Consider the following 14651-nt stretch of genomic DNA (forward strand, 5'->3'; position numbering starts at 1 on the left):
GAAAGGGAATATTTTATGTTTGATTTCATATTGAATTTCAAAGAACATAGAGATAAGAGGATATATTCAAAATCCAAGATAAAGGATTTAGATGTAGAAGTAAGCAAAGAAATTAAAAAAATTAAAGAGAACGATGAAAATGATCTTTTAAATATTATCAACAAGAAAGAAGAAAAAATCATTGTATATCACACTAGTTTAGATAAAGAGGAAAAATTCGGATTGTTTCTCATCAAACTAAAAATTATTAATAAAAAAGGGATTGTATTAAACCGAGTTCGTTTAAGCGCTATTTACAAGAGTGAGGTAGATATTGAGCTCTGTGATATAGAAGTGTTTGGAGAAAATTCAGGCAGAGGATATGGTTCAATTTTGCTTAATTCATTAATAGAGTTTGCAAAAGAGAACTCAATTCAAAAGATTACAGGGTGGATTTCATACGCAGACTCAGATCATTTTGACAAATTAGCTTCTTTCTATAAAAAACATGATTTTAATGTTATTTGGCACGACGATATTAACAATTCAAATAAAGCGACGGATATTTATTGGGATAATTCGGAACATAAAGGACTCTGTGGGGAGGGGAAGTTTCCCAACCAAAGCAATTAAAAAAATCTCGCAATGAACTAGAGCATGGCGTAATAGCCATGCTCTATTGTGTTTTCATGATTTTACCCCATCAATTAATAATTGAAATAATATTCTTTTAAGGGTTGTTTTATATAACCTTTAGTTTTTAATAAATCATATGGGTGTTGCTTTTTTTCCACTGCTTTTGTTCTTAGCAATAACAAAGGCAGTGATTCTTTCTTCTCTATCTTAGGCTCTTTCTTCACGTTCTTTTGTTGATTTAGCGCAATTGCCTGTTGAATTGCATCAGTTTTTAATATATTAAAATCTGTCTCAATCGAATTATTCCCAATTATTTTTGTGACTAGATTTTTTATGTCAATTACATTTAAACTATTGAAAATTCCTAATGCAGAGATTTCCACACATAAGTTTTCAATCATATCTCGCCTTTTATAATCTAAAGTATGCTGCCGTTCTTTAAAACCTTTACGGATTCGTCCTTCAAGCTCTGAATCACGCTTATGATTAAGCATCAGTTCATCCAAATTAATCATAATGTCCTCATATTTAATCATTTCTTGAAAATTATTAGTCCGTATTGCTTTCATCATAGGCTGAATGATTTGCATATCTATTTTAGCAGTTTTTTTGATTACTTTGGCATTAATGATTTCATTATCATTATCCTCGTCAAACATTGCTCGTTCTTGAGCGAGAATAAATAAACATACTGCAACAGAAGTTATTCCCTGGCATTCATCATAAAATGCCTTTTTTACATCATCAGTAAGTTCGGAAGACGTTTTTAAACATTGGAGTTCCCACAATGTTTCTAAGAAGAACTCCCATTCTTCACTAGTTTCATCCATCCGATCCCAAATAATCGCACCATCACTTGCAGCACGACGAGCTTGACGGAAATTCCCTTTAAATAATCGCTGCGCCTTCGCAGTACCAATTATTACTGTTGGAATACCTACTGTATTGGATAGAGTCACGAAAAAATTCAGCATCTCCTCTTGATCATTTTTCGAGTGTAAAAGATGCTGGATTTCATCAATGACAAGGACACCAATTCCGTACATGCTTGCTAAAGAAGTCATATGTAACAACATCGTTGAAGTAATACGATTTAAATAACCGAACTTTTCTAAATAACGTGTTCCCAACAAGTCATCAATTGCTTTAAAAAAGCTTTTACATAGTGTCGATAAACTTCCATCATATGGACAGTCAATTTTCAACCAAACAATTTGTGTTCGGTTAAATAGCAACTCTTTATACATATCATGCTTAATGACTTGCGGATACATAAGTAATAAGCGCTCTATTGCAGTTGTTTTCCCAATACCTGATATACCAATAATCGATAAGCTATCTGCTGTTGAACGAATATAATTAAGGCGCTCATTGATAAATTTATGTGAATCATCTTCATCTTCTCGCAATTGGTGCAACACTCGAATACGCTCCAAAAATGTTTTATCTAAAGGATTCCTGGCTAAATAACCTCTTCGAATTAATGTAGATAGTCTTCGTTCTACCTCAAAATGAATTGGCAATGGCTGAATAAAATTTTTAATACGTTTCAAAACATGGTAACGAATGTTCGTTGTACCTTGTTTATCTTGCATCGTAATACGAGGTGTCACCATAAAGCGTTCTAAAACATCATCTTCATCAAAAATTGGAGGAAGCGCTTCAATAAAAGGATTATTGTGATACTCAGATAAGGCCTGATTTTTATAAATTGCTTCTTCAAAATCACCTTTAAGAACAAGATCATTTATCTTTACCAAACTCCTCATCTCGCTTCTTTTTAAGTTTTTCCATTAAACGTGAACCAGACTTCTTTATAGATGACGCTTCCGTTTCTAACATTGTAAATTCAACAATTTTTGCAGGCTTAGGTTTTGGTTCAACTCCTAAATCAAACTTTTCCTGTTCCCTATTCAGCAGTTTTTCAGCCTGTCTATTCGCTCTGATGTTTTTCAACTTTTTAACCTTGCTTATTGAGTGAACAGGTGTTTCTTTTTTCTGCTTTACTGCCTTCTTTATAATCGATTCAATTGCTACATCTGCATTAATTGTACTTTCGATTTGTTTATTGGTTTCCTGAGTCTTAGTTTCTTGTAAAAGTTGCTGATAAAATTCAATCTCTTCCAGGAAATCCCCTTTATATTGCACACTTGTATCTAATAAATAACATGTATCAAAACTGAGCCCACCCGCATGTGGAATATAAATTCGATCCATTGAACGTGGATCAAAAACAACCTCGATACTTTGATTATTCATTTTCAAGTACCATTGCTCATTTAAAGCTTTTTCAGAACCATATGCTAAGCCCTTAAACTTAATCCCAGCTCTTGTAATACGGGCCTTTCCTTTAGGTAATAGATTTAATCTCAAGATCGTTTGATTACTTACTATTTGTAAATTACCTTTTTTATTTGTAATGCCCCAATTCCATAAGTGAATAGGGGATGCTGTTAGTTGCTCTGCAATCATCTCTTTTTCTAATGGATATTGATTTATGATTTTCTGATTATGATGTAGCATAAGATGAATAATAATTTTCGTGAATTCCTCAAGGTTTAAACTTGCATCTAAACGATAGTCTCGGTCTCCCCGTTCACGATATTCTTTTTGAATAGCACCTGGTGCTTTGCGTTTTATTTTCCCATTAATTGTACGAAATTGTCGTTCAATAATCCCTTTTAAATCTCCACGATATGGGGACGTATTTTCAATTTTTATATTAAAATTGTTAATTAAGCTTTCCACAGAATACCCTTCAAACTCGCCTCGGTCTGCAATAATAATTTCAGGTAAGTGATGGGCTGGCCATTGTCCTTCCTCAATCGTAATGTCATATTTCGAACAAAAATCCACCTTGTTTGTCACCATATTATCTAAAGCCATCATGGCACCAACCCAAGAAGGACCTTCCAAACCAACATAAACACCTGTAATTAAGCGTGAATATACATCAATGACTCCATAAACAATTGGACGACCTATAATCAATTGCCTATCAAATGAACTTACCAAATATACATCAGCAATAGTTGCATCAATTTGGAATCGCGTCCCTGGTCCATCCGTCTCTAAAGATGAATGACTTAAAATCGGCCTATGATTTAATTCGAACTCTTTTTGGCTATAACGCAACTGAAAATCAAGTTTTGGTTCTTCTAGCTTCTTAAACCAATAGTAAAACTGATGATATGTAGGTATTCTAGAGCCATCCCAAATCTTAAACTTAAGCTGGTTACCCTCATAATATTTGTCTGAGTAAAATTCTCTTAGCAAATATTCATATGTATTAGTTAAAGATAATTGCTCTTTTTTTCGATAATATTTTTTCACTACATATTTAAACTGCTTTTTAACATCTTCCGTAATATTAATGCCTTTCTCAGTGGACGAATACAATCTTGGGCGTCCAACCTTATATTCCGTAGATAAAAGACGTTCCTTACCTTTACCACCTGAATACATATAATCAGGAAGAAGTGCGTTCTTATTTAATCCACGCTGCCAAAAACGTGTGAAAATTCGCTTTACCTTAATCTTTGCGATTCTATGCTGCTGTGCAATTTGTTCAAATATTGTATCCCGTTCTTTTTTGTTAAGTAGTGCATCTTTGAATTTAATCCAGCCTTCAGAGACAATTTTCCAGTCTTCTTCACGCTTTTGAATTTGCTTTTCTGTTAAATCTTTATCAGAATAACTCTTCGAAAATGGGTCTGGAATTGGAATTATTAAACCACTCTGAAGTTCTGTTTCAATATCAGATAGTAAGATTTTTTTTGGCATCGATGTATTTCCAATTAGATCAACAAAATAGACAATTGGATTATCAATAGTTATAACACGAATACGATTCTTTTCTTCTATATCTATATATTGATACACTTGATTGAAAAAAATCATATCACCCTCACCTTATCTGAATAATCTTTTCGCACTGTTTTAATTTCCTGAATCTGATTTACTACTAATTTTTCTAATATATCCACTTCTATAGCTTTCGTTGCGATTAAATATTTAAATAGCGAAAGACCACAACCAACAACCATGCCGAAATCTCTTTCAAATTCTTTAGCAATCTGTTTCACTGTTTGATCTTGGGTTAGCAACTTACTAATAAAATAAACACTCATATCTTCTATATCATATGCTGTCAAATCTCCAAATCCTTCGAAAACAGAAAGATCCGAATAGCCGTGAAAGAACGCAATGTTATGTGCCATTGCTTTTGGGATTTCTAATTCGGTAACAATGCCCCAGTTAATATCATGTCTTTCCCAATAAACTCGCTCAATTTCAAACTTTTCAAGTATTCGTTCATTCATTAACTCATCTTTGTACTTCAAAGTTCGGGCTAAGTGTTGAAGCTGCTTATTGTGACTAATTGTTACTAAAAAGTCAGTTGTCATCACAATTGGTTCACCTGTTTTAGGATCTGTTGGATGTTTAATACCCAATTCATCGGCAATGACCATAGTTTCATCAATCGGCAATAATGGATACTGTTCTCTCATATCAACTACCCTGTCAGAGAATTCCAATAAATAAAAGTAGTTTCGCTCCAAGTCTGACAGAAACTCAAATTGTCTTGGTATTTTGATTCCTTTTAGACGTGTTGAACGACCTAAAGACGGGACATCCTGAATCTTAACCCATGGTTTATATTCTATTCCCAACCCCTGTCCACGACCGTCTTTTAACTTCTTTTCAGTTGATGGTGAACGTTTGCGTTTGGACATATCATCACCCCAAATTAAAAATCTGATATTCTATATCCTTTTATACAAATTCCCTTCAGCCTCGGTGCTTTAAGAACAAAAAAACAACCTCATATGGATATCATATCCATTGAGGTTGTTTTTAATCAATCTTTATTTTAAACACATTTAAAATATGTGAACTTTTTTATAAACTACAGCAGAAAGTAGAAGGTACCTCTATAGAAGGTTTATACCTACAGAACAACCTTATTTACATTCAAGTTATTTTTTGAAACCACCTGCTTCAAATGGTCCCATAAAGGAAATTGTTGCAATATATAATGCAATTTCTTTTGGTTCCTCCTTTAATCCTTTTTCTAACCACTCCTGTATGACACCTAAGTGAGCAGAAACAAGATATGAAACTAAATATTCTTTTGGCACTTTCATGTTTTCCTCTTTTGTTTCCTTTAAAAAAACTTTTCCAACATTCAATTTTATATACTCTTTTAATTTAATTTGAAACACAACTTTTCCGTTAGGGCCTAGAACTGCTTTCATAAAAGTAGCATTGTCCTTAATGTATTCTAGCAATTTGACAGTGTACACTAATGGCTTTTGTTTTTCGTTAAAGTTCTTTAGATCTTCTAGATTTACTCCCTTTGCAACATCTTCAATTTCTTGGAATATTTCATACTCACATTGCTCTAATAAATCAAATTTATCACGGTAGTGTAAATAAAAAGTACCTCTGTTTATATCTGCTCTTTCTGTTAAATCTCTAATCGTAATTGTCTCAAATCCTTTTTCTTCTATTAACTGAGCTAGTGCTTCCCTAATCCTTCTTTTCGTACGAATAATTCTCCGATCAACTGATTGCACTGACATTCATCCAACTTCCTGTCTAAATTTTTTTATTTTAATCAACAAAAATATTATTTACTGTTGATTTTGCGACAAAATTCTAAATTACTGTTTATTGCATTACCAATTATTCAAATTATAATAGATACTGTGATCACTATTCAACTTAGTGTTGATAAAATATATTATTTTTAGGAGCATGAATCTCATGAAATTTTTAAAACAAAAACTATTCTTGCTTTCACCAATTCTTGTGCTAACAGTCGTTCTAATTTTCTCGCTCACACTAGTACCATCGGTCAACCCCAGTCCTCGAAGTTTACCAATTGCTATTGTAAATGAAGACGAAGGATTTGACATTCGGAATAAAGGAAAAATCAACATGGGTAACACATTTGTTGAAAAAATTGGGGACTTGGCAAAAAAGAGCTCTGGAGAAGTTCCAGTGATTCATTGGATTAAGGTACCGGATAAAGAGACTGTTATAGAAGGATTAAATAATCAGAAGTATTATGCCGCAATGGTCATTACTAAGGGTTTTAGTCAAAAACAAGCATCCCTTCAAACGCCTAATCCTTCATTTCCTAACATTGAAATTTTAATAAATGAGGGAATGAATGCTACTGCAGCAAAAATGGCTGGGCAAATGCTTAAAGGTATTACTGATAACCTTAATAAAAATCTATCCTCTCAACTACTAGCTGAGTTTGAAAAGCAAGGTGGAGAAATATCAACAAAGCAGGCATCCGTTTTAGCAGCCCCTATTAACGTAGACGTTACGAATATTAACGCTGTGGGGTTAAATAGTGCCAATGGTAATGCTCCGGTCTCTTTTATTCAGCCCCTTTGGATGAGTAGTATTATTGGAGCAGCCATAGTTTTTATTTCAATAAACAAAGTTAACATTAAAAGTAGGAGAGAAAGCTTTCTTTCAAAATTAATATTAATCTCGATAGGGGCCATTTTAGCCATTATTGTAGGCTTCGGATTAATCAGTATTGTAGACAATTGGTTAGGTTTTCATGTACCTAATTTTAATGATACAGCATTATTTGTAGCTTTGTCGTACTTTAGTTTCTTTATGCTCATATCTGCTGTGACAGCTTGGTTCGGCATTAAAGGAATTGGAATATTTGCTTTATTATTCTTCTTCGGAGTACCACTATTATCTATGCCACCCGAATTTATGTCAGCATTTTATCGAGATTGGATCTATTATTGGTTACCAATGCGCTTTAGTGTGGAGGGGCTCAGAGAATTATTATATTTTGGTAGCACATTTAGTTTTGATGGTCCATCACTAATTCTATTAATAATGGCTAGCCTAAGCGTTTGTGTCATTTTATTATCGGCTTTAAAGCCTGTTCAACAAAAAGGAATACAACATGGCTAGAGCTTAAAACTATTAGCAAATAATTCCTTAGGTGGACCCAAAAGAAGTTCTAATTTACATTACCTATTTTTTAGTACAAAACTAAAAAGTTTCAAATTCAAAACCCGACTGTCATATGTACCATTAGCTATGATAAATGAAACTTCAGTTTAATATTTTAGTTTAGAGGAGCAAAAAATTTAAGGAGGTTATACCTTTGGATATCACACTATGGGTAATACAGCTCGCTTTAGGTATATTATTTATTTTGTTTGGATTAATGAAGGTGTTCAATTATGAAAAAATAAAGGCAAAACAAGATTGGGTTGAAAACTCTCCAAAAACCTTAACAATCTTTATAGGATATTCTGAGCTACTGGGTGGACTTGGCTTAATTCTACCTAATCTATTAGCAGTATTGACTTGGTTAACGCCTTTATCAGCATTAGGGCTTTCAATTATTATGGTTTTAGCAGCTGTCCTTCATTTGCGAAGAAAGGAGTACAAGGCTATTTCAATTAATGTACTCTTTTTACTTTTATTATCTGTTGTTGCTATACCATATTAAAATTTTATTTCAAGGGATATAACAATCATATTTGTTGAAAATATATTTAAACACTCTACTTTTAGGGGGACACAATAATGAAACCACAAGTATTAATCGTAGGAGCTGGTCCTACTGGACTTGCTCTGGCACGTAGTCTGGCTAATCACGGAGTACAAATTCGGATAATAGAAAAAAATTCTGGCCCCGGGACAGCCTCTCGTGCTTTAGTAGTTCATGCGCGTATATTGGAACATTATCAACAACTTGGGTTCTCTGACAGATTAGTGAATAAAGGTCTGCCGATGACAGCATTAACTATACGTGAAGGAGATAAAGACAAAGCAAAATTGAACTTTCCAGATTTAGGTGAGGGATTAAGTCCATTCCCCTATATCCTTAGCTTTCCTCAAGATGAACATGAAGAAATTCTTGTTGATGAGCTTAAAAAAGTAGGAATCGAAGTAGAATGGAATACAGAATTAACATCTTTTTCAGATAATGGAGATACAGTAAAAGCAACATTAAAAAAAGATGGTTGTCTAGAAGAACGTACCGAGTTTAATTATCTATGTGGATGTGATGGTGCGCACAGCACAGTAAGAAAAGGTCTTGGAATAGAATTCCCCGGCGGAACCTACGATCAATTGTTTTTCGTGGCAGATGTAGAATCTGAGGCTGGAGGAGCCGGTATGGAAAATATGTATATGTATATGGATGATGAAGGATTCATTTCGTATATGCCTGTTAGAAATGAAAAAATGAAAAGAATTATTGGTATTGTTCCAAAAGAATTAACTAATTACTCGAATATGGAATATAAAGACATCAGTAGTTATATCGAAAGGAAAATTGGGTTAAAAACCACTAAGGTCAATTGGTTCTCTACTTATCGTGTTCATCATCGTGTAAGTGAACAATTTATAAAAGGTCGCATCTTTATAGCAGGTGATGCTGGTCACATTCATAGCCCTGCAGGAGGGCAAGGTATGAATACAGGTATTGGGGATGCTATAAATTTATCATGGAAACTTGCGGCAGTTATTAAAGGAAAAGCTGACTCCTCAATATTAGAAACTTATGAATCAGAACGGATAGCATTTGCTCGCATCTTAACATCGACTACCGATAAAGTGTTCCAAACCATTGTTGGCCGCCATGTTCGTGGGAGTTTATTACGTAAAGTTTTCATGCCTTATGTTGTGCCTTTCTTATTTGGATTCTCAACTGCAAAAAAGAAAGCTTTCAAAGTAGTGTCGCAGACCGAAATCAATTATCGAGATAGCAAACTTAGTAACGGTACTGCCGGAAAGATTGTTGCTGGTGAGCGCTTACCTTGGATTGAAACAGCTCATAGTGACAATTTCAAACCATTACAGTCGTTTGATTGGCAAATCCACATTTACGGACAAGCAAATAAGGATCTAATTGAATTTGCACAATCACACTCTCTTAAGGTTCATGAGTTTACATGGGAACAAAAAATGGATAGTGTAGGTTTTCAACAAGATGCTCTTTATTTAATTAGACCTGATGGTTATGTTGCTCTAGCAAATAAAGATCAAAATGTAAGTGCTTTGAATGAATATCTCACTAAATTTAAAATCGCTCCATTTAATCTAAATTAAATAGCCAATATCGAGGTAAATTCCAATTATATTGACTGCAATAAAACGTGGTAAAGTCCTTAGAATGTGTAAAATAAAATCGCTAGAATTTCTAAAGGGGGATGCTCTAAACCAGCATCTCCCTTTCCCTGTGTTTGACGCTGAGTGGAGGAGGAAACTTGAATGCCGCACATCGTTACAGGGGCTATACGATGGTCTGGTTGAGTTTCGCTTATCTTAATTTTAGAATAAAAAAATAACCTCATATGGACACCATATCCATTGAGGTTATTTTTAATCAATCTTTATTTTAAGTGATCAACCTTTATTTTAAATTAGCGAACTTTGTTTAAAATGATCAATCTTTTTTATAAAATTACATCACACTATTGGTTCCTCTAAAAAAACTCGTTCATCATTCTCTTGCCTTTTTTATCATTTTAAAGTATTTTCTCTTTAAAATCTTCTCGAAAAGCTTGTTTCAACTCTCTATCATCTGAGTAGAATTTTATTCCAAGTAAACGAACTTGGTCATTTTCATTTAGTATTTCAATATCAGTTCTAGTGGAAAGCGAAAGTAAGAATTCTTGCTTCCATTCATCATGTTCTCGTAAATTAGTACCTTTTGGCTCAATGAATACTTGATACGTATAGTCTGAGTCTTTGAGGTACAATAGAAAATCTGGCATAAATCCTCGTACCTGACCAATCTCAACAATTTTGACTTTTCGTTCGTTTCGAATGAGATATACTTCTTGATACTTCTCTCTTAACTCTTCTACATAATCGTTAATAAAATCAATCAGGCTACTTTCTAAACCATTTACAATCGCCTGATCATAAATATACCAATCATGATCTCGCATATTACGTGCCCGAACCACTTGTGTTACATTTATACGTTTATTAACTTTATTCATTTCTACTACATAATCATCAATCAACTGTGACATGGCTACTCCTTCAAAAACAGGGGTACCTCTTTCTTTCATGTAATTAGATCGAATGTTCTTCTCAGCATATGTTAAAAAGCGTTCAACAACTGATAATTTTTCTTTTGGTGCTAAATCTTGAGCTGTCATCCCATTAGGAAGTGACAAGTTAATTTTTAGACCTCCTAAAAAGCGCTTGTCTTCAATGAACTGTTTCATGCTAGAAATGCTCGGTATATAAGTCCTCAAGTTGTTGAAACAATAAAACTGATTACGTTGAATGGCCTTCTGAAGAAGTACTCTAGATATAAGAAGCTGTTCTTCATGGCGCTTCGATCCATTGGTTGTCATTTGACCAGATAGATATTGTTGCTCAATTGCCGTTTCATACTGGACATCATAGGCTTGAGAGACATTATAATCCTTAAACGATTCATAATCCGATGCAGAAGTCGGAACAAGTTTATTAATATAGATTTTACCATTCTTAAAAAAGTCCATTTTTCGAATTTTGGACTTCACTTTAGCTTCCAAACGTTCGTACTGATCCTCCTTTACCTGAATATTAGCAGCCTCTAGTGATTTTTCAAGGTTCTTGATATACGCATTTTCATTGATAGTATGATAATGCAAGGTTTCAATAACCTTCAAGTCACTTCCCAAAAAGTCAAATCGACGGACATAAGAGCGTTCTTCTCTATGAATAAATGGATAATAACGTGCTCCGCGTCCAATAAGTTGAGCTTCACTATCTGTTGTAGTCTTAGTACTAGATGCTCCTTCACTTATACGAACAATGTCGAACAGATTCAGTACATCCCACCCTTCATTCAACTTAGCCACTGCAAAAATAGCACGAATTGGGTTGTTCTCATCCTCCAATGTATTAAGGAGTAACGCATTACCCTCAGACAAAAACGATGAATCATTAGCATTTAACGTGGTTTGATGTGTAAAATCCCACTTTAAGTCCCTTACTACTTGGTCAAAATCTTTTTCTTTATAATAAGCAAACATTTTGTACCAAATACTCTGGACATTTTGATATAGAGATACACCACGATCTACAACAGTTTTTAACCCTTCAGCTGTCATTTCTTCTACCAGGGATAAGAAGGTCTTATTGGCTTCTAACGACGTTGCGATTTTATTAGACTTAAAAAGGATAATAGGTTTAAGAGTAACCCCATGATCCTGAGCTAAATATTTTCGATACTGACTGAGCAGCAGCCCGTTCAGCATCTTTTGCCTATCATCTTCATTCGCTCGAAGCAAGACCACATTCTTAGAATAACCATCTTCCATGAAACGCTTCAGATCGTATTGAAAAACGATCTTGTCTTGATATTTTTGGAACAGTGCATCATTATTCAAATCGATAGTTGCTGTGTACTCAATCAGCCGGTTAGATGGACGTTGCCTTAGCAATTTAGAAACTGTACTCTCCCATGTTTTTTCTTCTAGCTCTTTTGTATTAAGCTTCTTCTTATCACTCCTTGTCAAAGCATTTATGTGGTGTGCTTCATCAGCCAATAGCACTAGATCTGTTTCATTTAATGATTCATACGTCAGACCATTTTCACGTGGGTTAGTCAAGTCTGTGTGAAGCTTCTGGATTGTTGTCAGCTTTAAATAAATTGTATGATCAGCTGGAAAAGCTGGAAATACATCAACCACTTGGATACTAACGGTTGTTCCGTCAATCACGATTCCTTCTGGGTTAAAAAGATATTTTGGTGATGCTATATTTGTCAAGTTATCAAACGTCTTTTTAATGATGGCATCACTATTTACAAAGAAAACAAAGTTTTGATGTCCCTTTTCTTTGAACAGATATAGTATGGTTGCGGCCAACATCAGCGTTTTCCCTGAGCCCGTCGCCATATGGAACAGTAAATGATTAAAGGATATATTTGCTGCGTCTGACTGTTGCGTATACATAAAATAGCGTAATGCTTCTTCTTGATAGGGACGTAGATTATGACTTAAGTTTGCATAAATGTAATCGGGTACTTCTGGTGGTATTTCAAAGATATCGTTGAAACGCTTCTCTATTCTGGCGTGAAGAATCTCATTACTCATGACTCTTCACCACCTGAAACTTTTTTCTTAAAGAAGGAATGGTTAAATTGCTTCACTGATTCAGGAATCTGATACTGTGCATCTTCAATCTCTGAATAGCTCAAATACATTTGATTTGCATCAAGACTTTCAATCAGCACGTGTTTCTTTTCTTCGAGAGAAAGATTCTTAAAGTTGCTATCTTCATTGGTCAATCGATCAAGATCGATCTTATAGTTAAAGAAAGCCGTTTGCATCATATCTGTAATAATTGAATCAAGGTCTACATCTAACACTGCATTTTGAATACGTGAGACAAAATTTTGATTTAGACCATATAATTCTGTGTAGACGAAATCCCCTCCACCTTGCCAATTTATTTCTTTGGAAATGCCACCTTGTTCTCCTTCTATTACTTTTTTCAAACGTTGAATTGATACATCCTCAATGTAATCCATTTGTTCAATCCCAATAAACTGACGATTCATTTTCATCGCAACAGCTTGTGTTGTAGCTGAACCCATAAAGAAATCTAGGATTAAATCTTTTTCATTTGTTGCTATATTAATAATACGCTGTAAAAGCTTTTCAGGTTTTGGTGTAGAAAAATCTATGTCTAAGTTAAGTAATTCTCTCTTCGCATCCTGAGTATGTGCTACATCCTTATAGTGCCAAAAAGTTTCTATTTCTTCATTCTCATAAAGATTTTCTCCAAACCATGTTGTGATAGGAGCCATGCCATCTTTTACTTCAGACAAGAATTTTTTAATTGAAGGGACATTATTTCCTTCATTTCCAAACCATACTCTATTATCTTTTACAAGTTCGTTAAATCTCTCCCGACTAGTAGCCCAACAACGTCCTTTTGGAGGTAAAACACGTCTTCCGCCCGGAGTTATAATTTCATAATCATAATCTGCGGAATAAGTCTTCACCGAAAAATCCCCTGCCTTCCATGGACCTCTCGGGTCATCATCACGGTTAGTATATCTTGAGTTCATCTCTTCCGTACGAGGCATTGGATTCGCCTTCCACTCACTTTTATTTTTTGCAAATACAAGTATATGGTCATGCATATCAGAAAAATACTTAGCGTCATTCTGTGGGGAATACTTCTTCTGCCAAACAATATTTGCTAAGAAATTATTCCTCCCAAAGATTTCATCAGCTAAAACTTTTAAATAATGCCCCTCATCATCATCTATATTTATCCAAATAGAACCGTTATTAGAAAGTAATTCTCTAGCAATTTCCAAGCGATTTTTAATAAAAGTTAACCATGTTGCATGGTTAAAGCGATCATTATATTTAAAGCTATCTCCCCCAGTATTATATGGAGGATCTATATAAATTAATTTGACTTTGCCATTAAATCTTTTCTTTAATGAATGTAAAGCAACTAGGTTATTTCCTTTTATAACTAAGTTGTCTGTTTCGCTGAAATGTTCTACTTCTTTCTCACCCTCATCACTATATTTCTTTACATTCATTAGAACCTTAGGAGAGAGCATCACGTCAATTTCTTCTCTCGCCAATACAGTATGATAGTAAATTTCACTGCAGCTTATATGTTCTTTTGTCATGCCGCCCTCTAATACGCAGTCCTTGTGGGGGAAATCTAAAACTATATCCGTATTATATTTAAGATATTTCCCCTCGCCTGTTAATCCAAGTTCATTACTATATTGAGTGTAACTATTTTCCCAATAATTTTTATACCGCAGCATACTAATAAATTCGTCAATTTTAAAAATAATATTTCCATTGATGTCGATTGAATATGAGTTTCTAATCACATTATTCGAAAGCAAGGTTTCAATTAACTCACTCTTATACTTTCTTAAATCATCTATTACTTTATTTTTAAGCATTTCTTCCCCATTCCAGTATTGAGAAAACGTGCTAAGAACTTGCTTAATATTTTGTTGTACCTGTGTGTCCAAATTGATAACTCCT

The 14651-nt window shown here is 34.1% G+C and carries 10 protein-coding genes; 4 read left to right on the forward strand and 6 right to left on the reverse strand.

Annotated features, from left to right (window positions below):
* Positions 1 to 15: 15 nt before the first annotated feature.
* Positions 16 to 612 carry a GNAT family N-acetyltransferase gene (locus V2145_RS11535; RefSeq protein ID WP_330987736.1) on the forward strand — a complete coding sequence of 199 codons (597 nt, stop codon included), beginning with the start codon at positions 16 to 18 and terminating at the stop codon, positions 610 to 612.
* A gap of 74 nt (positions 613 to 686) precedes the next feature.
* On the opposite strand, the gene V2145_RS11540 is transcribed toward V2145_RS11535, so the two are convergent.
* The 4 genes from V2145_RS11540 to V2145_RS11555 all read right to left on the reverse strand — a co-directional run bounded on the left by V2145_RS11540 (position 687) and on the right by V2145_RS11555 (position 6200).
* Positions 687 to 2384 carry an ATP-binding protein gene (locus V2145_RS11540; RefSeq protein WP_330987737.1) on the reverse strand — a complete coding sequence of 566 codons (1698 nt, stop codon included), beginning with the start codon at positions 2382 to 2384 and terminating at the stop codon, positions 687 to 689.
* Positions 2359 to 4515, reverse strand: a complete 2157-nt coding sequence (locus V2145_RS11545) for a transposase (protein ID WP_330987738.1) — start codon at positions 4513 to 4515, stop codon at positions 2359 to 2361. The genes V2145_RS11540 and V2145_RS11545 overlap by 26 nt, the downstream gene beginning before the upstream one ends.
* The gene (locus tag V2145_RS11550; protein ID WP_330987739.1) at positions 4512 to 5351 is read right to left on the reverse strand and encodes a TnsA endonuclease N-terminal domain-containing protein; all 840 of its coding nucleotides are present in this window, start codon (positions 5349 to 5351) and stop codon (positions 4512 to 4514) included. The genes V2145_RS11545 and V2145_RS11550 overlap by 4 nt, the downstream gene beginning before the upstream one ends.
* 243 nt (positions 5352 to 5594) lie before the next feature.
* The gene (locus tag V2145_RS11555) at positions 5595 to 6200 is read right to left on the reverse strand and encodes a TetR/AcrR family transcriptional regulator (protein WP_330987740.1); all 606 of its coding nucleotides are present in this window, start codon (positions 6198 to 6200) and stop codon (positions 5595 to 5597) included.
* A 184-nt stretch (positions 6201 to 6384) separates the two neighbouring features.
* Between V2145_RS11555 and V2145_RS11560 the strand changes: the two genes are divergently transcribed.
* From V2145_RS11560 to V2145_RS11570, 3 genes are all read left to right on the forward strand, one after another.
* Positions 6385 to 7569: a YhgE/Pip domain-containing protein gene (locus tag V2145_RS11560; protein ID WP_330987741.1), complete on the forward strand. Its 1185-nt coding sequence runs from the start codon at positions 6385 to 6387 to the stop codon at positions 7567 to 7569.
* Positions 7570 to 7765: 196 nt separating this feature from the next.
* Positions 7766 to 8116 (forward strand): DoxX family protein, encoded by a 351-nt coding sequence (locus V2145_RS11565; RefSeq protein ID WP_330987742.1) that lies wholly within the window; start codon positions 7766 to 7768, stop codon positions 8114 to 8116.
* 77 nt (positions 8117 to 8193) lie between these two features.
* The gene (locus V2145_RS11570; protein WP_330987743.1) at positions 8194 to 9723 is read left to right on the forward strand and encodes an FAD-dependent monooxygenase; all 1530 of its coding nucleotides are present in this window, start codon (positions 8194 to 8196) and stop codon (positions 9721 to 9723) included.
* 419 nt (positions 9724 to 10142) lie between these two features.
* Here the strand turns inward: V2145_RS11570 and V2145_RS11575 are convergent, their stop codons facing one another.
* Both V2145_RS11575 and V2145_RS11580 read right to left on the reverse strand, forming a co-directional pair.
* A complete protein-coding gene (locus V2145_RS11575; RefSeq protein ID WP_330987744.1) occupies positions 10143 to 12716 on the reverse strand; it encodes a DEAD/DEAH box helicase family protein in 2574 nt (857 codons plus the stop codon).
* Complete coding sequence (locus V2145_RS11580; protein WP_330987745.1) at positions 12713 to 14638, reverse strand: site-specific DNA-methyltransferase; 1926 nt, start codon at positions 14636 to 14638, stop codon at positions 12713 to 12715. Before V2145_RS11580 ends, V2145_RS11575 begins: the two co-directional genes overlap by 4 nt.
* Positions 14639 to 14651 lie beyond the last annotated feature (13 nt).

The organism is Priestia sp. GS2, from assembly GCF_036409025.1.
Lineage (GTDB): Bacteria > Bacillota > Bacilli > Bacillales > Bacillaceae_H > Priestia > Priestia aryabhattai_A.